The sequence below is a fragment of the Gaoshiqia sp. US2 genome, from assembly GCF_059705485.1.
In genome coordinates, this window is record NZ_AP048550.1 from 4590407 (window position 1) to 4616339 (window position 25933).

Below are 25933 nucleotides of genomic sequence, written 5' to 3' on the forward strand. Positions count from 1 at the left end.
AAACCGGATGGTCTCCTCAATCCGTCAGCTGTGTCAACGTAAATTTTTATCGCTTCCAAAATAACGTTTCAACCCTTGATTTGTTTGAGCAAATGTGGACGTGGTATCAGCTCAGAAACCGGAACAACTGGAAGTCAGCTCAAATCAATTCTCACGGGAACAAAAAAATGAAATAAATCCGGTTTAAAAAGATGGCCGAATGGTTTTGAACTAAATGCAAACCGGTGCAGGAAGGATCTTTTTCGCCTTTTTTGATATCATATTCGTTATTCTGTGAAAATGATTCAGTCAGGTTTTGTAATTTGGGGGACAAAAAAACAACTAACCCATAAAGAAACTTCTAAACGCAACAAACATGAATCAGCCTGACAAAAAAAACAAGACAATCCAATCGGTAACCGGAATCGTGGTTGGAGTAATTGTTATGGTCCTTGTCCAACAAGTATTCTTTAGTAAACCTTCTTTTGATAAAATCATGATGGAAGCAGCCAGTGAAATCAACAAAAGCTGTCCGCTCATGCTCGACCAGGATACGCGGCTTGACAATACAATGGCTTTGCCCGGCAATGTTTTCCAGTATAATTATACACTTGTCAATATGGAAAAGGAAACGGTGGACGAAGTAGATTTGAAAAACTACCTTGAGTCGAATATTGTCAACAACATCAAGACAAATCCGGACTTAAAACCGTACCGGGACAACAAAGTAACCATGTCCTACGTCTATCGGGACAAGGATGGTCATTTTTTAATCAAAATAGAAGCAACACCCGACAAATACGGGGAATAGCAAAAACTACGCGGAAAGATGTCAAAATGGTATTATAAAACGGCATCATCTTTCAAAGCTAAGAACCTCACAACAACAAAAATACAACATGAGATCGAAAGATTTTCCCTGCTCATACCGATCTGCGATTGGTACACTATTGAGCATAAAAACCAAATGACAAAATGCGCCGGCGAGGGGAAAAAAACAGATCGGGCAGATTAAAACGAGGATCACATTTTCGCCGGGCATCCCTTTAAAAAAATTACATTTGTTCTTTTTGACCAACAGCATACCCGTATGAACGAACAAATTCAAGAAATTGCTGAGCGGCTCCGCGGATTGCGGGACCTGCTTGAAATCCGGGCAGAAGAAATCGCCTCGGTCTGCCATGTTTCCGAAGAAGAATATCTTGGTTACGAAAGCGGGGAAAAAGATATTCCGATAAGTGCGCTGCAAACTATTTCGAAAGAATACAAGGTAGAACTGACAGCCCTGCTGTTCGGTAACGAACCAAATATGAAAGCCTTTTTCCTGACCCGTTCGGGCCAGGGTACCGCGATGGAACGCACCCGGGCCTACAAATACCAGGCCCTGGCAGCCGGTTTTGTTGGCCGGAAAGCCGACCCGTTCATTGTTACCGTGGAGCCGGCACCCGAAAATATGCCAATGCACCTGAACAGCCATAGCGGACACGAATTCAATTATGTACTCGAAGGCAAACTGCTGCTAAGCATCGGCGGACACGAACTGGTGCTAAACGAAGGAGACAGCCTCTATTTCGATTCGACTTTGCCGCACGGGATGAAAGCGATGAACGGAAAACCCGTAAAATTTCTGGCAATCACCTTCTAAACGAAATCAAACCAAACAACCCGACTCCACATGATCGAAAAATACTTGAAGCAGACGAAGTTCAGCGATTTCGACGATTTTAAAGCAAACTACGAGCTCATTGTACCCGATGATTTTAATTTTGCCTACGACGTAGTAGACGGCTGGGCCGCCATCGATCCCGACAAACGGGCCCTGCTATGGACCAACGACAAGGGAGAATGCCGCTCCTATACTTTTGGAGAACTGAAAGAGATCTCCGACCGGACTGCCTTTTATTTCACAACCATCGGCATTCAAAAAGGCGATATGGTGATGGCCATCCTGAAACGCCGGGCTGAATTCTGGTTTACCATCATCGCCCTGCACAAGATCGGGGCCGTCATCATTCCAGCCACTCACCTGCTGACCAAAAAAGACATCGTTTACCGGAACAATGCGGCCGACATAAAAGCCATCATTTGCGACGGGGATGAACTGATCATCAAAAACATCAATGATGCCAGGCCCGAGTCGCCTTCCATCCGGAAACTGATATCCATCGGACCGTGTGTTCCCGAAGGATGGGAAGATTTTCACAAAGGCATTGAAAAAGCCAAACCCTTTGAGCGACCGGCTGAACCTACAAAAAACGACGATCCGCTCATTGTCAGTTTCACCTCGGGCACTACCGGCGATCCCAAAATGGTTATGCTCGACAGTGTTTATCCGCTGGCCCACATCGTCACCGCCAGCTATTGGCACAAGCTGCACGAAAACAGCCTCCACCTGACGATTGCCGATACCGGCTGGCTCAAAGCGGTCTGGGGCAAACTGTATGGCCAATGGCTGGCCGGCGCCACCGTATTTGTTTACGATCACGAGAAATTCACTCCTGCCGATATGCTGGCCGTTCTGTCAAGGCACAAAGCGACTTCGCTTTGCGCTCCGCCTACTATTTTTCGCTTCCTCATCCGCGAAGACCTGACCAAATACGATTTATCGAAACTCGAATGGTGCACCATCGCCGGAGAAGCCTTAAACCCGGCAGTTTACGAACAGTTTTACCAGCTTACCGGCATCAAGCTGCGCGAAGGTTACGGTCAGAGCGAAACAACCTTATCGGTGTTTACAAGTCCGTGGATTGAACCAAAACCGGGCTCAATGGGCCTGCCAAACCCCCACTACGACGTTGATTTGCTTACGCCCGACGGGCGTTCGGCGGAAGCCGGGGAACAAGGTCAGATTGTAATCCGTTACGATAAAAAATACCCGTTGGGACTGTTCAAAGGCTACTACCGGAATCGGAAACTCACCGACGAAGCCATGACCAACGGAATATATTACACCGGCGACCTCGCCTGGAAAGACGAAGACGGCTATTTTTGGTTTGTGGGACGCGTTGATGATGTGATTAAGAGCTCAGGCTACCGCATCGGTCCATTCGAAGTGGAAAGTGCCCTGATGACCCATCCTGCCGTTGTGGAATGTGCCATTACCGGCGTCCCCGACGAGATCCGCGGACAAATCGTGAAGGCCACCGTCATCCTGGCAAAAGACTACAAAGACAAGGCAGGCGAAGGTCTGGCCAAAGAATTGCAGGATCATGTTAAACAGGTGACTGCCCCGTACAAATATCCGCGCATCATTGAGTTTGTGGATGAATTACCGAAAACCATCAGCGGAAAAATCCGCCGGGTGGAAATTCGTCAGCGCGACCATCAAAAACCAAACTGACGAACCGGATTTGGAGGCCATTGCATCGGCCTCCGAATTCCATTCATTACCGGGCAAGCCGGAGCCAAACGCTCATATCGCTTTTACCCCGGTTATTCCAGGCATAATACGGAATCAGATTGATTCGGATCCGTTCTTCCGCCTGATTGGACAGGGGCCGGTACAAGCTGTTGCTCCAGCCGGTAGAATTTAGTTTTTTCACTTCAGCCTGCAAGGCCAAAAAGGTTCCTCCGGCAACAGTCATCTGAATTGGTTTAAACTGACTGTCAAGCGGAACAGCCACATCATAAATTCCAAGCTGATCCGGCAAATCAACCGATTCCAAACAATAAACCACCGGCCCTCTTTGCACCGCCACCTGATTACGGGTTTCTTCCACCAGCGGGTGGGCTTCCATCAACTGAACCTCCATGGGAAACTCAATTTCCACCACATCACCTTTTTTCCAACTCCCCGATAATTTATGGTAAGTTCCGGGCAGGGCTTTATCAGTGATTGGCTTTCCATTGACGGAAACAAGCGCATCCCTGCTCCATGCCGGAATCCGGATAAATAAAGCATATTCTTTTTTTGGCGCCTGATCAATTGTCAGCTTTACTTTTCCATCCCAGGGATATTCAGTTTTCTGCGTCAGTCCCAGTTCTGCCTGATCTTTCAAACGTGTTTTCAGCCTGTTTCCGCCGTAAAAATTCACCCACAAGCCTTCATCGGATGTGCTGTACATATAATTGTGGATTTGCGCCACGGTCCGGGTGGTGTTTGGAGGGCAGCAGTTGCAGTAGCTGATGTATTCTTCCCGGTCCTTCGACCAGCGGAGTTCATAGGGCAAATCCTCGGAAACAGCCAGCGGATTGGTATAAAAATGGCGTTTCCCGTCGAGGCTCACGGCAGCCAGCAAGCTATTGTACATCACCTGCTCCATGATGTCGGCATAGCGGGCATCTCCGGTTAGCTGCAACATGCGCCAATTCCAAAGCAGGTTGCCAATGTTGGCGCACGATTCGTTGTGGGCGCTCAGGTTCGGCAATTCAAAATCGTGTCCGTAGGCCTGGTGTATTTTCTGAACCGTATCGGGTTTATAAGCGGTACCATTGGGCGAAACCCCGTCGTACAAAGCCCCGCAAGCTCCGGTAATGTACATTTTTGTTCCCGTCAGGTTATCCCAGATCAGATCAAGGGCATGACGAAGTGTTTCGTCACCCGTTTCTGCCAAAACATCGGCAGCGCCGGCGTATAAATAATTGGCGCGTACGGCATGGCCCATCGCCTTGGTTTGCCGACGGAAGGGAATGCGGTCCTGGTTATCGTCGGTTCCGTTCTCCACCTGGTCACGAATATCAATCAAACCTTTCGCCAGCTCCAGGTAACGCGGTTCGCCCAGGGTGCGGTACATCTCGGTAACACCCATGTAATGCGACGGACAAATGGCATTTTGAGCCAGCTCATAAGCCCGGTGTTTATAGTAGTTGTACAAAAAATCAGTCGCTTTAACGGCCACATCCAACAGGTTTTTCTTACCGGTAAGCCGATAATGAACACAGGCAGCCGTCATCAGGTGTCCCATGTTGTATGTTTCAAAATCGAGGCGTTCGGCAAACTCCGCTTTTTCATCCGGGTTCTCCCGTGTCTTTATCATCACAGGTGTATAAATGTAGCCGTCGGCCCTTTGGGTTTTCGCGATAACCGAAATGATCGAATCAATTTTCTGATCGGTCTGTTTATCCGGTCTCATCGAATTCACCATAATCATGGCTTCCAGTATTTTATAGAAGTCGCCGTCGTGAAAAGGAGGGCCGATGTGTTTGCCCTGTTTTAATCCGGCGGCAATTTCAAAATTGGCAAAACCATGACTGATCGAATCGTTCAGGTACATATTCATCATATGAGGCACCATGCTGTGTTCGCAAACGTGAAAACGCTCGGCCCAAAAGCCATTTGTCCAGTTCACATCGGTCATATTCACAGCGCTTAATTTGGCAAACGGACTGCGCGAGGTATTTACCAAACTTTTTTCCTGTGCCAAACATCCCATGACGCTTAACAGGAAGATGGCGCTAAAAACTGTTTTTATCATTTCTTTCAAGTTCATTCTAAGGGGATTTAAAATATTTTTACGGGTTGAAATCTTTTGATATGGGATTCTTTTCAAGAACTGCATTTATTTAATTCATTTCCCCTAAATTATCTACATAATCCCAAACAAACAGATACGTTCCCGATCCGGCTTCGATAACCGGCCGGCCGGCTTCCTGTCCGATAAAAGTCAGACCGGAATGTTTCGTCACCGGTTGTCCGCTTTCCGTTAGGTTTTCTACATCGGCACAGGGGACGTAAATCCGGGCCTTCGTATTTACCGGGATCTCCACTTCCAGGCTCAGCTTCTCCCCTTCTCTTTTCCATCCGGAAACAATTTTTCCGTACATCGACTGGTAGCTTGCTGTGGCAAAATCCAGTTCAGGATGCAACCAGGGTTTGACAAAAAAAGATTTATACCCGGGCTTTTGTTCGTCAGGGTTCAAGCCTGCCACCGACTTGTAAAGCCAATTGCCCACGGCCCCGTAAGCGTAATGATTAAACGAATTCATGCCTACCGTTTGAAACGTTCCGTCGGGTTTGATGCCGTCCCAGCGTTCCCAAATCGTAGTGGCCCCCTGAGTTATCGGGTACAGCCACGACGGATAGCGTTTGTTAAACAACAACTTGTAAGCCACATCGGCATAACCGTAATCGGTTAAGGCCTTACAAATGAGCGGCGTGCCGATAAAGCCAGTGGTCAGGTGCCCGAAATAATTCACATCAGCAGCCAGGCGTTTGGCGGCAACAGGAACCAGATGATCGGGCAACAGGCCAAACGAAAGCGCCAGGGTATAAGCCGTTTGCGTGTGCGAAGTCAAACGCCCGGTTGAGGTGACAAATTCGTTTTGAAAAGCGGTTTTGATTTTGGGAAGAATCATTTCATACCGGTCTGCATCGGCTTTCCGGTCCAACAAAGAGGCAATCTTTTGCATCAGGTCGGTGGTGTAATAATAATAAGCGGTGGCAATCAGCTCTTTATCGGTATGCGCCCCGGCATAACCGTAATCGGGCGCGTTGTAGTTATACGAATAATACTCGGCAAACGAAAGCCAGTCGCCAAAATGAAAACCGGCATTAAAAATACAGGCCTCGCCCGATTCTCGGACCATATATTCCACCCAGGCTTTCATCGATTCATATTGTTCCTCCAGGATGCGCGTATCGCCATAAACCTGGTACACCGTCCAGGGAATGATCACGGCTGCATCGGCCCAGCCCGTTGAACCAAAACCATCCGACCAACCCGTTCCCCCTCCGTCTTTCACCACGTTGGGAATCACCCAGGGTACGCTTCCGTCTGCTTTTTGGTCAACAATAAAATCTTTCATCCACTTGGAGTAAAAACCAGCTGCATCGCGGTTAAAACAGGCTGTTGGCGCGAAAACCTGCGCGTCGCCGGTCCAGCCGAGGCGTTCGTCGCGCTGCGGACAATCGGTCGGCACATCCAGAAAGTTTCCCCGGAGGCCCCAGTCGATGTTTTTTTGTAAACGATTGATCAGCGGATCGGAACAGACAAACCCGCCGGTTAAAGGCATGTCTGAATGAACCACGCGACCTTCCAGATCATCCAACGAAATGTCGCCGGGATAATCGATCACTTTAATATAGCGGAAGCCATGAAAGGTGAAGCGGGGTTCGAATTCCTCCACCCCTTCGCCTTTAAAAATATAAACATCCTCTGCTTTAGCCGCACGAAGGTTGTCGGTATAAAAATTGCCTTCCTGGTCGAGCACTTCGGCGTGGTTCAGGGTGATTCTGTCGCCGGCTTTTCCCCTCAGGCGAAAACGGACCCAACCAACCATATTTTGGCCCAAATCGAACACCAGCTCGCCTTTGGGCATAATGATTTTGTCAATCGGCCTGATCGTTTCGGTGATCCTCACCGGAACACCTTCGGAGGGAACCAGTTGCTCATAACCGTAATTTTTCAGCACCACACCTGCCCATGCTGAATCATCGAAACCGGGCCGGTTCCAACCGGGCATTTCCAAACGGGCATCGTAGGTTTCGCCATTGTAAATATCCGACTTCAGGATGGGGCCCGTAGCCGATTTCCAGCTGTCGTTACTGACAACCAATTGCTCCGAACCATCGGTATATTCGAGTTTCAGTTGAAGCAGCAAGGCAAGTTTATCGCCGTACAGGTTTTTATTGCCTTGCCAAACCAGGTAGCCGCGGTACCAGCCATCGCCTAAAACCACGCCGACAGCATTTTCCCCTTGCCTGATCCAGTCAGTCAGATCGAACACCTGGTACTGCAAACGATGCTGATAGCTGGTCCAGCCCGGGGTAAACAGATCGGGACTGACTTTTTCTCCGTTTACCGATAGTTCGTACAAGCCGCGACAGGTGATATAAACCGTAGCTTTTCTGATCGTTTTGGCAACAGTAAATTCCTTTCGCAGATAGGGTGAAGGCGTTGAACCGGTAACATCTTCCTCCAAAGCAGGCTCAATCCAGTCAGCTTCCCAATTAGCTTTTTCCAGTAATCCCATTTCCCAAAAAGCAAGCCCGCTCCAGTCGGATACATCTCCTTTGTTGGTCCACACCTTCACCTTCCAGTACACCCGCTGACCCGAAGTCAAAGATTTTCCGCCGTATTCAATTTGGATTGATTGATCGGAGTCGATCCTGCCCGAATCCCAAAGCAAAGCGGTTTCACCGGCAAAATCTTCCGGGCTTGAGGCGCATAAAATCCGGTAAGCCGTCTGCCCGACATTGCGTTTGTTATCCTGAATTTCCCAGCTTAACCGCGGAAAAACCGTTCCCAAACCAAGCGGGTTGATTTTATATTCCGTTCTTAAGTTTACTAATCTCATGACTTTTTGATTTTAGATGCTGCTGAACACTGAGACTGAACACTAAACACTACTCTTCTTCTTCCAGCGACTTTGTTTTCATCCAGAACGGCGAAGTGGCAAACCAAAGGACCATGCCAACAATCATCAGATGAAAATGGCTTTCCATTTCAATCACCCCTTTAAAAACCAAAACCGAAGGAAGTATCGTCAGCAGTAAACCAATAAATGAAATAATGATCAGAACTCGTTTCATAACAGGCCTCCTTCTTTAATTAATTTTGCGTTTGCTTTTGTTTTTTGCTGCAGGTAGCTCAACACCAAATACAGGACGGCTGCCAGGAGCCACTCCGGCGCCACCAAAAAGGTCAGGTCCATGTTAATGGTATCGAGCCAGGCAGGCAATTTACCTCCGACTATATTTTTCATCCAGGGCAGGTGATCTTTTCCGTAAATAAAAAACGAAAAGAAGAATGAGCCAAACCAGGCAATGGCGGCGGGCCAGCTGAACAATTTGCGGGCTTTTTCGGTAAAATTGCTTACCAAACCGATTTTGGGAAACAACCACACATCCAGAATAATAAAGGCGCCCAGCGGGATAAAAAAGAGCCCGTAGTAGGCAACAATCCGGTCGAGATTCGCATTTACCGCCGGAATACAGGCCGTAACAATCATAAAAGCGCCCGCGGCAAAAGTCACTTTCCAGCGCTTCCAGTTGGGAGTAGCCACCTGAATCGCCAGTCCGGCCCGGTATAAGGTTGGATTGGCTGTCGTCCATCCGGCAATCACCACGCTGACAGCTCCGGCAATACCCGCGCCGTACAAAGCAATATTTCCGGGTTGCGGGTTTACAAAACCCTCGGACAAGTATGCAGCACATAAAATACCGGATGCAACCCATGCTCCAAAGTGCCCCAAAAACATACCAAACGCAGAGGCAAAACCCTGTGTCCAGCTTTTTGCATAACGGAAAATAGTCACATCCGACATGCCCATGTGTTGTGTCGCGTTGCACAACCAGGCAAATCCGGCCACATGCCAAAAAGTATATTTGGAATTATTACCAATCGGTTCGCCGGTAAATATTTTCGTATTGGCCACTTCCCAAAAATCGCCGAAGGAGCTTGTTCCCAATTTCGCCAAAACCGCCAGGGCTGCGGCAAAGAAAACCAGTACCATCCAGGGAGCACAAATTTTCGAGAAGGTGGCAATCTTCTCAAAACCCAACACGGCCAGGGCTGCAATCACGATACCCACAATCAGGGCAATGATCATCCACTGAAAGCTGGGAATCACTTCGCCGGCCACAAAATCGGGATTCGGAATGCCAAAAGGAATGGAGATCGATGTAACGGCCACATTAACCATCGCCCCCGCCAACAGGCAAAGGATAAAAGCATAAAAAGCGCTGTAAGCAATGGTTAAGTATGGTCCGATGATTTTACGCAACTGCCAGTAAATGGTCAGGCGTGTTTTCACGGCAACAGGCGCAGTCATCAGGGCCCAGCTTAAAACGGCCAGAATATTTCCGACCAGCAAGCCCAGAAAAAAATCTTTGGCCGATACGCCATGCATCACCATCAGCGGTCCCAGCACAAATTCGGTTCCCGCCACATGCTCGCCCGCAAACATGGCGATAAAGGTTTTCCACCCGTGTAACTTCTTTGTCGAAACCGGTTCCCGGTCATATTCATACAAGGCATCGAGCCTTTCGATTAAGCTTGAACCTGCCCCCTGCGCAGCAGGTTGTTGATTAGTCTGCATAAGTCATTTTAAATTAGTTAGGTCACAAACACATATCTATTTTCTATTTTTTTCGAAAAGAACTTTAGTGACGGCCAATTTACAGAATTCCGACCAAATATTTTTATTAATATTTTCGTTTTTCTTCTTTTATTTTGTTTTTTAACACTTATTTGGATGCACTTTCCCCCAAAGAAAGATTTTCAAAAAAAATTATGCCTGCCTGTCAATCCCATTTCATAAAAAACGGCAATAGCTGACATTCACGTCCGGTCCTTTGCAGTACGCTTTAATGGCTTGCCGCTTCACCCGTAACACTCCCGTAAGCAATGATGCAAAACGAAAGAATGAGCACAAACAAAGCGAAAAGCAACAACAAGTAGGTCCGTTTGTTAACCCGCGTCCATTCTTTCATGATCACGCCGATGATGTAACTGAAAAAGATGAGCATGGACATGTGCAATACCCAACTGGCAAACTGAAAGTTCCCCATGTTTACATGGCCCAGCCCGTAAAAGAAAAACTGCAAAAACCATAAGGTTCCCGCCAATCCCGACCAAAAGAAATTTCTAAGCAAAATCGTTGCCGGAATACCCGCGGAAAGAGAAAACTCTTTGATTGTGTGGTTCTTTATTCCGGCAATTGTAAACCAAACGACATTGACTACCCAACAACCGGCTGTTGAAACAATCAACTTGGCATTTCCTTCAAAGTGGCCGGCTCCGTAACCGGCAGCCATATCTGAAATTGGCTGTCCAAACTCCAGCGAAATGTTGAACACCCCGGAAAGGATTCCGGCGATGAGCGACAACACCAGACCAATTAACATTCGCGATCTCTTCGGGTCACCGTCTGCCTGAATTATTTCTTTTTCGCGGCGAAAGCCGGCCCAGCCGCAAAGAGCCACCCCAACGACCGAAATAATCATTCCCGACAGAACGATACCGCCTCCTGGCCGGGAAAAGTATTCGGTCAAACCGCCAAAAATCGTCAGGGGCAGTACCGTGCCCACCATAGCCGAAATGCCGATGGCTAAGGTGTAGGTTAACGAATAGCCGATATACCGAATGGAAACACCGAAAGACATGCTCCCGAAACCATAAACCGCACCCAGCAGAAAAGCGCCCCATATGGCATCGGAAGGTGCATTTTTTAAAATATAAAAGAATTCGGGGACCGTAAGAAATCCGATGATTAAGGGCATTAAAATCCAGGCAAACATGGCCTGAACAAGCCAAAAAGTTCCCCACGACCATTGTTTGGTTCGATGAAAAGGCACATAACAGGACGAAGCCGAAACTCCGCCGATGGCATGTAAAACGGTTCCGATAATTGGACTTGACATGGATGAATGAATGATTATTGATTAGTGATTAGTTATTGGTCATTGGATAATTGGGTTACAGCCCACAAAACTTGAAACTTGAAACTGGCAGTTACCTCATTCCAGATGAAAAATCTGCTGCATGTTGCTCCAAAATTCGCCCGGCTCCCGGTTTTCCAACGGGTCCATGAGCGGCTTTACCACATCCCACCAACGTTGGGTTTCGGGGTCGGCCGCCATTTTTGCCATATCGCCTTCAAAGTCGGAACCGGTATATTCAAAATAGGAAAACAAATAATTGTCTTTAAAATAAATGGAATAATTCCGGATATGACAGGTTTTAATCATATCAAGCACCGCAGGCCAAACGGCTGCATGTTGACGAATGTATTCATCGGCGCCTTCCGGCTTCAGTCGAATCATTTGTCCGAATCGTTGTGTCATTTTGGTTGATTTAGCGTGTTAAACAAAGCCTCGATGTTGGCTGGCGGAATGTCCGGCAAAATGGCTTCATGACTGGGCGAAACAATCAAGCCGGTCGGAAAAAGTTCTTTTAATCCGGCCACTTTCTCCGCCACATCGCCCGGACTGCCCTTTACCAGCAGATACTGGGCATCCACTCCCCCGCAAAAAGCCGCTTTGCCGTAGAAATGCTCTTTCAGGTGGGCCGCATCCATACCGGCTGCCAGCGCCTGGATGGGATGGATGACATCGGCTCCCAGACCAATCAAATCGTCGATGACCGGGAAAATTGACCCACAGGAATGATGCACCACGGTCAACCCATAACTTTTCGCCTGGTCAATCAGTTTTTTGGTTCCCGGAAAAACCAGGTCGCGCAGTAAGTCGGGGTCGACCATCAGGCCGGTTTGACTGCCAAAGTCGTTCCCGATCAGCACAGCATCCAGACAACCTTTGGTGGCTTCGTAAAAAAGTTCGTTTGCTTTTAAATAGAAATCCGTGATCCGGTCGATCACCGCCCGAAACATCTCCGGGTTCATCAACATGGTCATCAGGGCATGTTCCATCCCAAAAGCGGAGCAGGCATCCTGGAAATGGGCGCTCCACATAATTCCCATTCTCGCATAGTCATCGCCAATACTTTTTACCCGGCGAAACGACTCTTCCCGGTCGAGGTATTTTTCGGGGTCGGGCCAGTCGAACTCAGACACATCTGCCGGATCCGAATAGTCCTCAAAAAAACCCGGCGCCGTCAACGTGCGTTCATCAGGTTTGTCCAGATGGCTAAGCTTGGCAAACTTGAACGCGCAGGCAATGTGATTGGATGGCGGATCATGATAGGGAACCTCCACCGGGTAAATATCATCATCGATGATCTGTTTCAGCCGGTGAACGGAACTCACACCAAAATGCTTGCACAGCTCACTCTCCGCTTCGGGGACCGGGAGCCCCAGCCACGATGCCGGCCGGTCAACCGGCTGATAGTTGATGGTAGCGTAAAAACGTTCTTTGTGGGTTAATTTCATATCGTCAGGTTTGAGTGTTACGTCGTAGTCAGGATTTGATCAGTGGAAACAATTCATAATATCTTTCCTCCGGGATTCGGGAAAGACGGTCATTGAGCGGATTTCTCCGTTTTTCAATTCAACTTCGATACTTGTTTGACCGGGTGCGTGCAATTTAAAATGAACGTCGCGGTCGCGGGGCCAGGCCGGAAACAAGTAAATTTTATCACCCACGGTTTGCAACAGCATTTCCTGAAGGGCAATCATGCCCGATCCGCCCCAGTTGTGATCGGGTACCCAGTCGAAGCCGGGTCCCCAGAACGCCGGAAAACGGCGCCCCGAATCCTGTAACTTTAACAACAGCAACGAGTCGGCTTCGTTTGTCAGGCCCAAACGGGCAGCAAAAATGGCATCCTGTTTCCAGCCGACATGACTTCTGAATTTTTGGGCATCGGGGTCGTATTTCCAGGTATTGACCGCCACCTCCAGATCCGGTTTGCCAATTCCGTACATTCCCCAGGGGAACACCGGGTAAAGCTGGGGCAACTCCACATTGTTCACCCGTTCCCAAAGCCGTGCCGGGGCGATCGTGTTGTGCCCCTGGTGTTCGGTGAAACTAATGGGCGGGGTCCGCTTCAGCAGGTCTTCCAAATAGGCCCGGTCAATTTGGTTTGAATAACTTTCAGGCAAGGCGAGCAACTGTTTCGTTACGCTTTGCAAGGCGGCAATCGTTGAAGTGGCATTGTAAGCCATCTTATAGGTTTCGCAGGCCGAGCCGGGATACAAAACCAAATGGCCGTTGGCATCCAGGCTTTTTGTGCCGCGCCGGCTGGCCAGGTATTGGTAATGTTCGTCGAAAAAAATCAGACAGCTTTTTATCAGCGGGAGGTATCCCGAAATATCAGCTCCCTGGTAGCGATGCGTTTCCAAAATCAGGAAACAGATTTCCAGCGCCGTGTCCCACTGGTATTCCAGCCAGGCATTGTACTCCATCCCCTGATCATAAGCCTCCGGCCTTTTCCAGCCGTATTCGCTGCAATTGGGCAAGCCAAAATTCTCCATTTGCTCCGTAAAACACGCGCCTTGGTGCCCCCAGTAAAATTCACTGCGTAATTCGGCATTTCGCAGAATCCGGTTATAAAAATCAAATTGCGGTTTCATCAGGTCGGAGTCGCCGCTTTTCAGCATGGGGAAATAAACCAACCGTTGGTTTTGCGCGGTAAAGGTGCCGCCGCCCCAATTCCGGAAATCGGGTGTGAAATTTCGGGTTGAATCGGTAAACACCGGGTCAACCGTGAATAATCCGCCGTTAAATTTCGTCGGGTAATCGCCATAAGCATTACAGGCCAGCATGTAACGAAATAGTTGGTAGTTCCGGCCCGCCTGCCAGGCCGGGTCGGTCTCGTCTTTACTGTCGGGCCGGATGAAAACAAAGCTGCGGTTCCAATAGTTTTGCCACCAGCGTTGCGTTTGTTTAAATGCCTCTTTCCGGTTTTTCATTGCCCGATCAGCCAGTTTAAGCAGTCCGGAATGCCATTCGCCATAGGTTTCGGCTGTATTCAGCACAATTGATAATTCGTGTTTTGAAGCGGATTTTACACTTTTCAATTTCCATCCCTCAAAACCGGTATCCAGGTATTTTCCGCTGGTTTTCCCGGCAGGGATAAAATTTTTTCCCTGCATCAGTCCGCCGAAGGAGAGCCCGGCAAGCGGGTTGTACAGTTGGTCTTTTACGGCGTTCAGGCCTTGTTGTTCTACGGTCACATCAAAAACGGTTTCTTCCCGGTTTTGATGAAAAAAGACCACGGCCTGATCCGAAAATTCAATCTGGTCGGCAAAAGTTTTCAGCCCGGCAGGCGGCGCCCATTTATACGAATTGGCAAAACTTTCTCCTTTTCGTAAAAGCCGTTCCCCGTGGCGCCAGCTTTCGTAAACGGCTTCTGCCTGAACCTTCTGACTGGATTCAACTTCAACATAAACGACCGGATGGAAAACATCGACCCATATTTTCAAATGGGCAAACAAACCACCGTCGCTTCCAGAAATGGTAACATGCCCTTCCTGTAAATTCAGCTCCTGCCTGAAGAACTTACCGGCAAAGGGATTTGGACTGAGATTAATCCTTACCCGGCCAAGTTTCAGCATGGTGTTGTGTTCGTCGAAGGTCCCGCTTTTCGCTATGTAAAAAAAGATTTCACCGTCTTCCACCCATACATTCAAGCCGATGTCGCCACCACCGCAAGGCATGGATTCGGATGAATTCCGGCTCTGCGAAGTCCACAGCAGATGGTAATCGCTCAGTTTGACAGGCTGGGCCCAGCTTTTGCCGGCCAGCAAGGCCAGCAGCACGAGTATCAGTTGAATGTTTTGTTTCATTTTTTATTGAATTAAGTAAGCCTTTCAGGCTTCACATTCTAATCCCTCAAGATTCTGCCATTCCAATCATCTCATTCGATGTTTCGACCGACAGGAGTTCCTTCCCTCTTCGTGACCTTTTCTCGCGGACGATTTTTTTTCTGCACCTCGTTCCCGGGGGCGTTGCCCCGCGCTACCAAGATTCCGGGCCTACAGCCCGAAGAATTTCATCCACAACTCCGTCATCCAATCATCCCATTATTCATCATTCTAATATTCTAATATTCATCATTTTACCATTCTAATCTTCCTTTTGCCTTTGAAGCTTGACTGGCCCAAACAAGCCGGCCGGCAACAAGGGACGCCCTTCGAGCCGGTAAGGAGCGGTAGTCCAGGCAATTTGCTGTTCTTTTGGCAATTCATAGTCGCCAATCAGTCGATTGTGCCAGGTATTTGCCAGATCAATTTCAAGCAGGTTCTCTCCGATTTTCAGCTGTCCGTCCAACCGAAGACGGTGGGGCAAGGTCCAGCATACGCCTACGGTTTCGCCGTTCAGCCGCACTTCGGCTACATGGTTAAAACCGCCCAGCTCAATCCAAATTTCTTCATCAGGTTCAGCCGGTTGCCAGTCGAAACCGGTTTTGTAGGTTGCCACGCCCGAGTACCAGCGAATGCCATCGACCTGACTTTTACTCCAATCCTGCAATTCGCTCCATTGCTGCGCTTCGGCAGGGCCTCCCCGTTCCGGGTCGAAAGTCACCATCCAGGGACCCCCGATGGTCAATATTTCTTTTAGTTGAATGGTATTTGATTTTCCGGTCCGGGCATCTTCGTTTGCCCGATCGAACAGGACGAATAAGGATTCACGCGGTTCAAAATCGTAACTCAAGGTGGTGCGGCCTTTCTTGCTGTCCCATTCGGTACAGGGGCGAATTCGTCCCAAAACAGCATCATATAAAACCGGAATTTTGCCTTCAACCCGAAAACTCATTTCAACCGAAAGCTTTTCGGCGCTTTGATTTGAAATGAAATAAATATCTTTTTCGCCCGCAAGCCGGTGATTCCATGCCAATGTTCCCCTTACCCGTCCGTATTCGGTGAAGGCGGTAAAATCTTCACTCAGCCCAAGCGGGTTAAACGAGCTTGACTGATACGGTCCAAACAGCAAGCGGCCCTTTCCTTTCCGGATCCCTTCAAATGAGTTTCCTTTCTCATCTTTAAAGCTGAACTTCTTCCCGTCGGACAAATTTGCCGTCAATTGTTGCAATGGCCTGTCGTCACCGGGTTTTAGACCGATTGTTTGCTGCGGTCCTTCCATCCACAACACCGTAGCGCCCTGCTCAATTAATTCAGCCAGTTTGCGGGCAACAGCCAGGCTCATTTGCCCGCCGCCACGGGGAGCCAGCTTTCGGTTTCCGGGAATAACCAACAAAGCATAGCTTGCCCCTCCGGGCAGCGCCACACGGCCATTTTTAACCGTTGCGCGGTTCAGCAACACATCTTTATTGAAGGAGTCGTACACGTAGCCGTTCAGCGGGTCGATCCAGTTTTCGGGGTCGGCCATATTCGCCTGGGTGGTTACGCCTTGTGGTAAATGGCGAGTGGGGATACCTTCATTCTTCAACCGGATTGATTCGGACTTAACGCGGTCGGCCCCCATCAGTCCGGGCAGAAAATCGACCAAACGGTCGGGCAACAAGGCGCGGCGCGGCGTTTCTTCGCCAGTAAAAACAGCGATGTCCACCACCGGCTTGCCCTGCTGCAACAGCAACTGGCAATTACGCAGGTAACTCCAGAACGCATGACTTTGCGGCCACCACACCTGGTCGTGTTGCAAATAAGTTCCCACTTTATCCAACGTCATCCCGGGTTTCCGGTCGGGCCAGGGATTATGGGTAAACACATGTGTCACCACTTTATTGATGCCCAACGCAAAATTGTGGTCGGCCAGCGGTTTCAGCAATGCCGGATCTTCGTCCCAATCGAGCCGGATTTCGGTAAAACTTTCGGCCTGAACAATCGGGTGACCATAGATGTGCGCACCCGAAACAGCATCGAGTATATCGTTCGGCTTGTCGTGCGACGGACTACGCAACCAATACTCGCCCATCGGCAAATCGACGTATTTAAAATGAAGCAGGCCATCGCCAACTCCAACCGGAGCAACGCTTTCGGCCGAAAACAACAGTCCTTTTTTTTGCGATTCTTCGTGCAGGGTTTGATAAAAGTTGTCGGCAAACAACTCGGAAATGGTTTCGCGTACATCCTGCAATACGCGCTCCGAAGTTTCAACACTTTGCAACGGAACACCCGCCATCACCGGAAGATATTCCATCAAATCGTAACCGCGGCGCTTTTTGAATTCGTCGCGCATGACCGTTGACCAGTTCTGGCTGCCGCATTCCCAGCTATCGACATGAAAGCGGGTAAAAACCTTAGCGGCCAGCTCTTCCCCTATTTGACGGTAAGCTTCACCAAACCACTGATCAAACTGAAAACGAACGATCTCGGGATTGAACTTATCGCATTCAAGCCCTTTACCGCCTCCGCCAATGTAATTTTCGTGACCGGTGCTGGTATGGCCCATGCGTAAAATCACCCAGTTGCCTTCAGATACCTGCCAATTTAGTGTGCCATCGGCCGCAACAAACTGCGTTAAGTTGATCAGTTGTTTCCGGTCCACACAATCAGCGTCCGGGAGGGCTTTGTCATCCGACCAGTCGGCCACCCGCCAGATGGAGCCGTTTTTACCTTCGTATTGATGAATTTTGGCTTCCGACGATAAGGCAATTCCTTTCACCCGCAAGATTGGCGACCACTTGGCATCGTCCAGGTCCTCGGCGCCCGGCTCCGAACCTGCCGGATCGAATACAAACCGAAAGTAACGGGCCGTCACCGGCTCAATCAGTTGGGTATTGTGCTGATCCAGATCGAGCCAGCCCGAGCGCGGGGGCACAAGCCGTGTATGGGTTTTAAAATGAAGACCATCATTGCTGGTTTCAATAATCAGGCGGTTCGTCTGGTAGTTGTTCCACCCGGTTTTAATCTGAATGGAACGACAGGTAAACGGCTCGTCAAAAGCGTATTGAATCCATCCTTTCCCGCTGGTTGAAAACTGCCGGGTATTTTCTTTTTCGGCTATAAACTGAAGGTTTTCTGAAGTCAGACTGGATGTAACTACCGGCTTGACTTTCCATGAATTTCTGCCCGCCCCCTCAAAGGCCGGATAGGCAAACGTGGCAAGATCCTGATAAAAACCCTTCACCATTTCGGGCTGTGGTAAGCTCCCCGAAAAAGTTTGTCCGCCGGTCACAACCGTGTCGGCCCAAACCACCTTTTGCATCGACATTTCAGGGGTGATCCACGGCCCGCCGGCGCAGGTAAAGCCGTCGCACGAGTTGAAGCCCATTTCCAGTCCCAGGCGGTCGGCCTCGCTCACGGCATGCTTCACCAACTCCCACCACGCAGGACTCATGGTCACCACATGGCCGGGGTACAAACCCGGCACCGTATCACGAATGGCAAACAGGTAGGTCCCGCCAAAGCCAACCTGTTTCATGGCTTCCAGGTCGGCAGTAATCCCCTCTTTACTGACAGCGCCATGCATCCAGTACCAATAATTCCAGCAGGCGGCATCCTTTTCGTCTGGCACAATCGTTTTAAACGGGCTTTCCGGCTGGCGGCTGCATGCGCTAAAAACAGCAATCAGCAAGGCTGCCAGCAACAAAAGTGATCTATTTTGTCGGTTTTGTTTCATCGTTTTTGGTTTGTGATGACTGCTGCGTTACCCCGAATTTATTTCGGGGTCTGTTCCGATTGAAGAGAAAGATCCTGATCCGGCAGTTGCCGGACAGGATGACTCCCGATCGACAGTTTTTCAACCAGCCATCATCTAAAATTTCACGTTCATAATTTCATCACTTAAATCCTTTTTTCCCGCAGACATCGGCGCCAGAAAAAACGCATAGCGGTAATTTCCCGATTTGATTTGGTATTGCGGTTCCGGCGCTGCCACATCCGACCAGCTGTCGTTGCCACCCACACCCATTTGTTTCAGGTCGATATTCAGCGTCAGGTAGCCGGATTCCTCCAATTCATACGTATGTTTTGCTTTGTTGATATTTTCTTCGGTCCAGGGCCAGACGCTCATGCTCAGCAAGCTGTCGGCCACTACGAGCAAACCTTTCGTTTTTTGCACATCCGACAGGTACATCCAACGCACATCGGTCCGGTTGCCGTTCTCCTGCGGCATTACGTAAGGCTCGGTGAATTGTTCGATCGGAAGGCTGTAAATGCCAGCCTCAAAGCCGTGATTGCGGTCGACGTAATTTTCGAGCGGACCTTTGCCGTACCAGCTGATTTGCCGGTACGCATCGTTTATGCCGCACTGTATACCAATCTTTGGAATGTTTGGCAGTTGCGGCGAAGCATTCAACACGTAGTCCACTTTTAACGTTCCGTCGCCGCGCAGGGTGTACAACAGTTCGCAAACAGCCGAGTCGTCCACAATGGAGTAGCTGCTGCGAACCTGCACCAGGCCATCGCCTGTCTTTTCAGCTTTCACCATCTGCAATTTCGGTTCAGCCCCGTACCAAATTTTTAGTTTTCGCTGTGGTTTCCAGCCGCGCTCGTCGTTATCGGTCAGCGGTCGGGTAAAATGAGGAAGCAGCGGCGCAAAGATTTGCTCTTCGCCGTTCCACAGGTAAGAGCTCAGCGCACCGTTTGCTTTGTCGATTTTTAGTTTGAAGTTTTTCCCTGTCAACACGAAGGCACAGGCCGTTTCATCCAACTGCACATTGCCCGCCTTTTGTACCGGTTGCCGTGAACTCAGCCCGGTTAAGGAAAACTGGTCAAATGCGACTTCAAAACCAGCTTCAGCCCATGCGGTTTTTTCTTTTAAGTGGAAAGAAACCGAAGCCAGATACTCCACGCCCGGCTTCATTTTGGGCAGGTATTGTTTCAGGCTGACGAGCGTGTCTCTTCCGGCCTCCAACATTATCGGCGACAGCGACACGGTCTTGACCAGCTTACCGTTTTCGCGGATTTTCAACTCCGGCACAAAGGCCGACAAATTACTCACAGCCTGACGGTTGGTAATTTTCAGGCTGAAGTTGACAGCATCCTGCAACTCACAGCTCACCGGCTGACAGACCCACCTGCACTCGTACATGGCCGCTTTTGGGCGCCCGTCGGAAGCCACAATGCCGTTAATACAAAAGTTGCTGTCGTGCAAGGGTTCGCCAAAATCGCCGCCATAAGCGTAAAATTCGGTTCCGTTTTCATCGTTTTTCAGCAAACCCTGGTCTTTGTAATCCCAAATGCAGCCTCCAATCAAACGCGGAAGCGAACGAATCTGGTTCCACCATTCCTTCATGTTGCCGGTGGAGTTGCCCATGGAATGTGAATATTCGCACCAAAAAACCGGACGCTTGTCGCCATTGTCCTGATTGATTAAAAGCGGCCCTGTTTGAAGGTCGGGATACATCCGGCTCACGATGTCGATGTACGACTGGTCGAGCGGTGTTTGGATCCGGCGCGAGTGATCCTTCGGGTAACCGGGACTGTCATACGGAAGATAACCTTTCACTTTGTGGTCGCCCATGGCCGGCTCGTAATGCACCGGGCGGGTGATATCGAAATCGTGGCAATAAGCGGCCATCACTGCTGTTGCCGGTCCGCGGCCAGCTTCATTGCCCAGGCTCCAGACAATCACCGAGGAGTGATTTTTGTCGCGCGCTACCATGCGCACCACGCGCTGCAAATGGGCATGGAGCCATTTGGGGTCGTTGGCCAGTTTCCCGCCCAAGCCATGCGTTTCAAAGTTGGCCTCATCAATCACGTAAAGTCCGTACTCATCGCACAAATCGTAGAGATACGGATCGTTCGGATAGTGAGCCGTCCGAACACAATTAAAATTGAAACGTTTGATTTGTTCGATATCCTTGCGGATATCTTCCCGGGTTAACGCTTTCCCGCGCACCGGATCATGATCATGGCGGTTAATCCCGTACAGGTAAGTCAATTTGCCATTAATCAGCAGTTTACTGTCGTCTTTCGCGAACTCAATAGCACGAAAACCAACTTTGCAGCTTTTCGCTTCCACTACTTGCCCGGCGCTGTCTTTTAACGAAAGAACCAAGGTATACAGGTTTGGTTCCTCGGCGCTCCATTTTAAGGGATTGGCGACTTTGGCTTCCAGCAAACCAAATTTGACATTGTCCAGACGCGGCCAGGCTTCCGTGAGAATTGCTTCAGCGCTTTTGGTCAAAGGCTGCTCAAATATTTTTCGCTTGTTTGGATCGTAAAGCTGAGCTTCCAGCATGTACCCTTTCGCCGTATCACCGGTCAGGTTCTCCAGGCGAGGGCGAATGCTTAAGATGGCATCTTTGTATTCATCGTCCAGTTTGGTTTGGTAATGAAAATCGGCCAGACGCAATTTGGGTTCAGCCAGCAAAAGCACTTCGCGCTGAATACCGCTCATCCGCCAATGATCCTGGTCTTCCAGGTATGAGCCGTCGCTCCAACGGATTACCTGAACCGAAAGCGTGTTTTCACCCTCTTTTAAATAAGCGGAAATATTGAATTCGGAGGGCAGGAAACTATCCTCGCCATAACCCGCGAATTTGCCATTCACCCAAACTTTAAAAGCCGAACTGACTGCCCCGAAGTGCAAAGTCACATTCATATCCTTCCAAGCCGCGGGAACCGAAAATGTTCGCTGGTATGAGCCAACCGGATTGTAATCGCGCGGCACGTAAGGCGGGTTGACAGGACGAAAAGGATAAACTGCACTTTTATAAATCGGAATATCGTAACCTTTCATTTCCCAGTTCGAAGGCACCTCAATTTTGTCCCAACCCTGAACACGGCTTTGATAAAAATCAGCGGGTGCATCGGCCGGTTTTAAGGCCAAATGAAAATCCCATTCGCCATTCAGGCTCAGGTAACGCCCGCTTTGTTCCCGGTCGCCGGTCAGGGCTTCTGCCTCCGTTTTAAACGAATACGCCGTGGCACGGGCCGCATCCCGGTTTAGTTCGGTGATTTGCGGATCTTCCCAAGGCTCCGTTTGGTAAACATGCGGGACCGGCGGAATCCCTTCAGGCAGTTCAACCAGCCGTTGCGCGAATAAATAAGGAGACAGACCAACAAACGATGCAAAAAAAAGGATTGAATGATTTATTCGATTGATTTTGAGATTCATACCTACTTGGTTTTCAAGGTTAATCCGGCTGCTTCAAGTCCATCCGAGCTTGCTTTCACCACAATCTCCCCGGCTTGGTCTGTTGTTTGAATAATCAGCAAACACATACCATTGAAGGCTTTCCGGTAGTTTGCCTTAAAAGGTTCGGTACTGGCCTGGTAACCATTGTCAACCCCGGCTATGGTTCCTTCACCTTCAACCCGGAAATTAATCAGATTCGCCGCGTCGGGAACCATATTCCCATCTTTATCAGTCACTTTCACCGTGATAAACGACAGATCGCTGCCATCGGCATTCAGATTGATCCGGTCGGTCGCCAATTCAATTTTGGCTGCCGGCCCTGCGGTGAAGATTTCTTTTTCGCCCACTTTGTCGCCGTTCCTGTAGCTCACCGCCCTGATGCTACCGGGACTGAAGGGTACCCGCCACATCACATGAAACTGATCGGTTTCTTTCGCCTTACGCCCCTGCGAAACACCGTTCACCCAAAGCTCCACTTCATCGGCATGATTGTAATACGCCCAAAGGTCAACCGGTTGCCCCTCCTCCCAGTTCCAGTGCGGAAACAGGTGCAGCACGGTTTTATCCGTCCACTCGGCCTGGTACATGTAGTACACATCTTTTGGAAAACCGCACAGGTCGATGATACCGAGGTAGCTGCTGCGCGCCGGGTAAGGATACGGCAATGGCTCGCCGAGGTAGTCGAAGCCCGACCAGATAAACATGCCGGGAATAAAGTCGTTGTTTTTGATGACCGCCCAGGTGTCTTCGTGGGTGGCGCCCCAGTAGGCGATGCAGTTGTCGAACGAAGAGGCCGTCAGGTCGGGATTGCCGTCAAACGGCGCCTTGTAGGCAGGCGGCCAGATACGAACGCTGTCCGAAGGAAAATCGTAACAACCCCGGGTAGAAAGCGCCGACATGTTTTCGGATGCCAGCATACACTCGCCCGGGTAGCGCTCCGGAAACTTCAGATAATCGCGGTGTTTGTAGTTGAAACTGAGCAAATCAAGCGCACCCGATTGGTAGATATAATTTTTTGACGGATCGGTTTCGGTTAGAGCGCAAGTTACGGGGCGTGTCGGGTCTAGCTCCTTTACAATCTGCACCAACTCTTTGGTAATTGCAATGCCTGCCGAATCGAACTGTTCCGGGATTTCGTTGCCAATGCTCCAGGCAATCACCGATGGGTGGTTGCGGTCGCGAAGTACCATGTCCTGCAAATCGCGTACATGCCATTCATCCCAATACAAGTGGTAGCCTTTTTTTACTTTTGTCCGTTTCCACTCGTCAAACGATTCGTCAATTACCAGGAAGCCCATGCGATCGCACAAATGCAGCAACTCCGGAGCTGGCGGATTGTGGGCCATACGAATGGCATTCACGCCCATTTCTTTTAATATTTCCAGCTGGCGTTCCATGGCGCGGGTATTCACTGCCGCGCCCAAAGCGCCCAAATCATGATGTTGGTTAACGCCGTAAATTTTCAACGGCTCACCATTCAGAAAAAAACCTTTGTCGGGCGTAAACTCAAACCAACGTACACCCAGCTGTGTTTGGTAGCTGTCAACCAGTTTTCCATTCTGATAGATTTCAGTTTGAATTTGGTACAGGTTTGGCACTTCGGGCGACCATAAAGCGGGATTCTTCCATCCAAAGTTCTGAGTTAAGCCTGAAATCCCTGCTGCGGCATCCAGTTTATTTTCAGACTCGGCAACTTTTGTTCCGGCAGCATCGGTTATCCGCGATTTTACCGTTACCCGAACATCCGCTTCGGTTTTATTTTCAACTTGAATGTCCAGTTTTACCTTAGCTGCTTCGGCAGAAACGTCCGGAGTTGTAACAAACGTTCCCCAGTGTGCCACGTGAACCGGGGCTTTTTCGAGTAGCCACACATGGCGGTAAATGCCCGAACCGGTGTACCAGCGCGAAGCCGGTTGCGCCGAATTATCGACCCGGACAGCCAGCGTATTAACTTCATCGCCAAAGTTCAGATACGGAGTCAGTTCGTATCTGAACGAAATGTAGCCAAAAGGCCGCTTGCACAGGTAGTGGCCGTTAATCCACACTTCGCTGTTGGCCATCACCCCGTCAAAATCGATATAAAATACTTTTTCGCCGGCCGGTTTTTCAAGGTTGAATGTTTTTCGGTACCAGCCGATTCCGGTTGGCAATGCCCCGCCTTCGGTGGTGGCAGGAGCATCGGCGCTGAATTCGCCTTCAATGCTCCAGTCGTGAGGCAGGTTCAGCACCCGCCAGTTGCTGTCGTTATAGGCGGGTTGAAACGCAAGCGAATCATCGCCCAACATGAATTTCCAGTCCTTGTCGAAGCTTTGGCGCTCGGCCAATTGATGCTTTTGGCCGCAACCAAACAGGGCGAACACCATCGCCAGCATGATAAAGTTTATTTGTTGTTTTCGTTTCATCTTTTAATATTTTAACCGCAAAGAACACAAAGGATATCGCAATGGCCGCAAAGTCGGGTTCAAGTTATTTCGGCAAACGGCGACTGCGACTGAACACTTCTTTTCACTTAAGATCCGACTCAGCCGTCGACTTGAACACCAGCCCGCTTTTGCCCAAATCTTTCGAGGTTGCCAAAGCGATTCCCCTGTTACCGAGCGTATCTACGGCATTGTAAAAATGGTACACCACATCGTCAACTTTGATAACAAAGGATTTGTGCGCAAACTGGTTATCGTAGCTCTCGCCGGGCTCAATCAGTTTCGGGCCATCCCACTCAGTCCAGTGCAGCAGGTCGTACGAGGCCGCAAAGCTGTTGTACACCACCGTTTTGCCTTCGGGCCAGTATGCGCGGAAGAAAAACAGCACATACAAATCGCCGATTTTCTGGATCACTGCGTCGCCGGTAATGCCCGTGTGGTGGTTTAAAAGCGGGTTGCCCGGGTAGCGTTTCCAGTTTACCATATCGTCGGAAAAAGCCACGGAGATACGCTCGGCGCCGCGAACTTTGCTGATGCTGTCGCCTTTGGCATTGTAAAACATGACGAAACGATGCCCGGTTAGCTGTTCTTTGTCTTCCTGCACGTAGCATTTGTACATGGTGATGTTGTCGTACCAGCCGGCATCCGGATCGGCGGGCGCCAGCACGGGCTTGTCCAAACGGCTCCATTGGTGCAGGGTCGCCGGGTCATTTTCGGTATAAGCCATTCCGAATGACAGTACCCCTTTTTCGTAGCCGGTTGAGTTACCACCAAAATAGCTCATCCAATAGTTACCATCGTAGGTTTTGATGCCATAATCGCCTCCCCAATCGTAATTGATGAGCGAAGGATAACCGGCTTTTTGATTCACATCCCAATCGGCGGTATCCGAAAACTGTAAAACGGCCCCCTGTTCTTCCCAACGAATCAAATCGTCGCTCAGGGCAAGGTGGGTTTCGTACCCGCGCCCGTCGAAAATAATGTAAGTCATCACCCAGCGATTATCTTTTCTGAAAATGGTCGGGCAGTCGAACATGTGTGAGTTGCTGTCGGGGACCATCACCAAGCCGTATTTATAAGGCGTTTTCACCTCCTCATAAAGCTGCGCCATTTTTTCGGGCGACACCATTGCCGGAAGTTGTTCTTTCTTCGGTGTACAAGCCAGCACAGTCAACACAACCAATGTCCCAATTAAAATCTTCTTTCTCAT

The 25933-nt window shown here is 49.6% G+C and carries 15 protein-coding genes; 3 read left to right on the plus strand and 12 right to left on the minus strand.

Translation table 11 applies throughout. The annotated features are described in order from the left end of the window. The first annotated feature begins 355 nt into the window (after positions 1-355). From AC6H3C_RS18220 to AC6H3C_RS18230, 3 genes are all read left to right on the plus strand, one after another. The gene (locus AC6H3C_RS18220) at positions 356-790 is read left to right on the plus strand and encodes a DUF8479 domain-containing protein (protein ID WP_497516914.1); all 435 of its coding nucleotides are present in this window, start codon (positions 356-358) and stop codon (positions 788-790) included. Positions 791-1069: 279 nt separating this feature from the next. Next, positions 1070-1624 carry a helix-turn-helix domain-containing protein gene (locus AC6H3C_RS18225; protein ID WP_497516916.1) on the plus strand — a complete coding sequence of 185 codons (555 nt, stop codon included), beginning with the start codon at positions 1070-1072 and terminating at the stop codon, positions 1622-1624. Positions 1625-1654: 30 nt separating this feature from the next. Then, a complete protein-coding gene (locus AC6H3C_RS18230; RefSeq protein WP_497516917.1) occupies positions 1655-3319 on the plus strand; it encodes an AMP-binding protein in 1665 nt (554 codons plus the stop codon). A 46-nt stretch (positions 3320-3365) separates the two neighbouring features. Here AC6H3C_RS18230 and AC6H3C_RS18235 read toward each other — a convergent pair whose 3' ends face one another. The 12 genes from AC6H3C_RS18235 to AC6H3C_RS18290 form a co-directional block, all read right to left on the minus strand. Beyond that, a complete protein-coding gene (locus AC6H3C_RS18235; protein WP_497516919.1) occupies positions 3366-5408 on the minus strand; it encodes an aceric acid hydrolase in 2043 nt (680 codons plus the stop codon). A 73-nt stretch (positions 5409-5481) separates the two neighbouring features. Then, entirely contained in the window at positions 5482-8214 is a 2733-nt protein-coding gene (locus AC6H3C_RS18240; RefSeq protein WP_497516921.1) for a family 78 glycoside hydrolase catalytic domain, read from the minus strand. A 49-nt stretch (positions 8215-8263) separates the two neighbouring features. Next, positions 8264-8449, minus strand: coding sequence for a hypothetical protein (locus AC6H3C_RS18245; RefSeq protein ID WP_497516922.1), 186 nt, complete (start codon positions 8447-8449; stop codon positions 8264-8266). Beyond that, a complete protein-coding gene (locus AC6H3C_RS18250) occupies positions 8446-9957 on the minus strand; it encodes a purine-cytosine permease family protein (RefSeq protein WP_497516923.1) in 1512 nt (503 codons plus the stop codon). Before AC6H3C_RS18250 ends, AC6H3C_RS18245 begins: the two co-directional genes overlap by 4 nt. 268 nt (positions 9958-10225) lie before the next feature. Continuing rightward, on the minus strand, positions 10226-11281 hold the full coding sequence (locus AC6H3C_RS18255) for an L-rhamnose/proton symporter RhaT (protein ID WP_497516925.1): 1056 nt from the start codon (positions 11279-11281) through the stop codon (positions 10226-10228). Between the two features lie 96 nt (positions 11282-11377). After that, on the minus strand, positions 11378-11704 hold the full coding sequence (locus tag AC6H3C_RS18260; RefSeq protein WP_497516927.1) for an L-rhamnose mutarotase: 327 nt from the start codon (positions 11702-11704) through the stop codon (positions 11378-11380). Further along, a complete protein-coding gene (locus AC6H3C_RS18265) occupies positions 11701-12747 on the minus strand; it encodes a uroporphyrinogen decarboxylase family protein (RefSeq protein ID WP_497516929.1) in 1047 nt (348 codons plus the stop codon). Before AC6H3C_RS18265 ends, AC6H3C_RS18260 begins: the two co-directional genes overlap by 4 nt. A gap of 39 nt (positions 12748-12786) precedes the next feature. After that, positions 12787-15102, minus strand: a complete 2316-nt coding sequence (locus AC6H3C_RS18270) for a DUF5703 domain-containing protein (RefSeq protein ID WP_497516931.1) — start codon at positions 15100-15102, stop codon at positions 12787-12789. 280 nt (positions 15103-15382) lie between these two features. Continuing rightward, positions 15383-18838, minus strand: coding sequence for a glycosyl hydrolase (locus AC6H3C_RS18275; protein WP_497516933.1), 3456 nt, complete (start codon positions 18836-18838; stop codon positions 15383-15385). A 135-nt stretch (positions 18839-18973) separates the two neighbouring features. Beyond that, positions 18974-22282, minus strand: a complete 3309-nt coding sequence (locus AC6H3C_RS18280; protein WP_497516934.1) for a glycoside hydrolase family 2 TIM barrel-domain containing protein — start codon at positions 22280-22282, stop codon at positions 18974-18976. A gap of 2 nt (positions 22283-22284) precedes the next feature. Continuing rightward, on the minus strand, positions 22285-24705 hold the full coding sequence (gene galB / locus AC6H3C_RS18285) for a beta-galactosidase GalB (protein WP_497516935.1): 2421 nt from the start codon (positions 24703-24705) through the stop codon (positions 22285-22287). 103 nt (positions 24706-24808) lie between these two features. Beyond that, positions 24809-25933 carry a glycoside hydrolase family protein gene (locus AC6H3C_RS18290; RefSeq protein WP_497516937.1) on the minus strand — a complete coding sequence of 375 codons (1125 nt, stop codon included), beginning with the start codon at positions 25931-25933 and terminating at the stop codon, positions 24809-24811.

Excerpts from the sequence above, each read along its gene's own strand:
- AC6H3C_RS18220 (WP_497516914.1), top strand. The coding sequence starts at position 356 with ATGAATCAGCCTGACAAAAAAAACAAGACAATCCAATCGGTAACCGGA.
- AC6H3C_RS18225 (WP_497516916.1), top strand. The coding sequence starts at position 1,070 with ATGAACGAACAAATTCAAGAAATTGCTGAGCGGCTCCGCGGATTGCGG.
- AC6H3C_RS18230 (WP_497516917.1), top strand. The coding sequence starts at position 1,655 with ATGATCGAAAAATACTTGAAGCAGACGAAGTTCAGCGATTTCGACGAT.
- AC6H3C_RS18235 (WP_497516919.1), bottom strand. The coding sequence starts at position 5,408 with ATGAACTTGAAAGAAATGATAAAAACAGTTTTTAGCGCCATCTTCCTG.
- AC6H3C_RS18240 (WP_497516921.1), bottom strand. The coding sequence starts at position 8,214 with ATGAGATTAGTAAACTTAAGAACGGAATATAAAATCAACCCGCTTGGT.
- AC6H3C_RS18245 (WP_497516922.1), bottom strand. The coding sequence starts at position 8,449 with ATGAAACGAGTTCTGATCATTATTTCATTTATTGGTTTACTGCTGACG.
- AC6H3C_RS18250 (WP_497516923.1), bottom strand. The coding sequence starts at position 9,957 with ATGCAGACTAATCAACAACCTGCTGCGCAGGGGGCAGGTTCAAGCTTA.
- AC6H3C_RS18255 (WP_497516925.1), bottom strand. The coding sequence starts at position 11,281 with ATGTCAAGTCCAATTATCGGAACCGTTTTACATGCCATCGGCGGAGTT.
- AC6H3C_RS18260 (WP_497516927.1), bottom strand. The coding sequence starts at position 11,704 with ATGACACAACGATTCGGACAAATGATTCGACTGAAGCCGGAAGGCGCC.
- AC6H3C_RS18265 (WP_497516929.1), bottom strand. The coding sequence starts at position 12,747 with ATGAAATTAACCCACAAAGAACGTTTTTACGCTACCATCAACTATCAG.
- AC6H3C_RS18270 (WP_497516931.1), bottom strand. The coding sequence starts at position 15,102 with ATGAAACAAAACATTCAACTGATACTCGTGCTGCTGGCCTTGCTGGCC.
- AC6H3C_RS18275 (WP_497516933.1), bottom strand. The coding sequence starts at position 18,838 with ATGAAACAAAACCGACAAAATAGATCACTTTTGTTGCTGGCAGCCTTG.
- AC6H3C_RS18280 (WP_497516934.1), bottom strand. The coding sequence starts at position 22,282 with ATGAATCTCAAAATCAATCGAATAAATCATTCAATCCTTTTTTTTGCA.
- galB (WP_497516935.1), bottom strand. The coding sequence starts at position 24,705 with ATGAAACGAAAACAACAAATAAACTTTATCATGCTGGCGATGGTGTTC.
- AC6H3C_RS18290 (WP_497516937.1), bottom strand. The coding sequence starts at position 25,933 with ATGAGAAAGAAGATTTTAATTGGGACATTGGTTGTGTTGACTGTGCTG.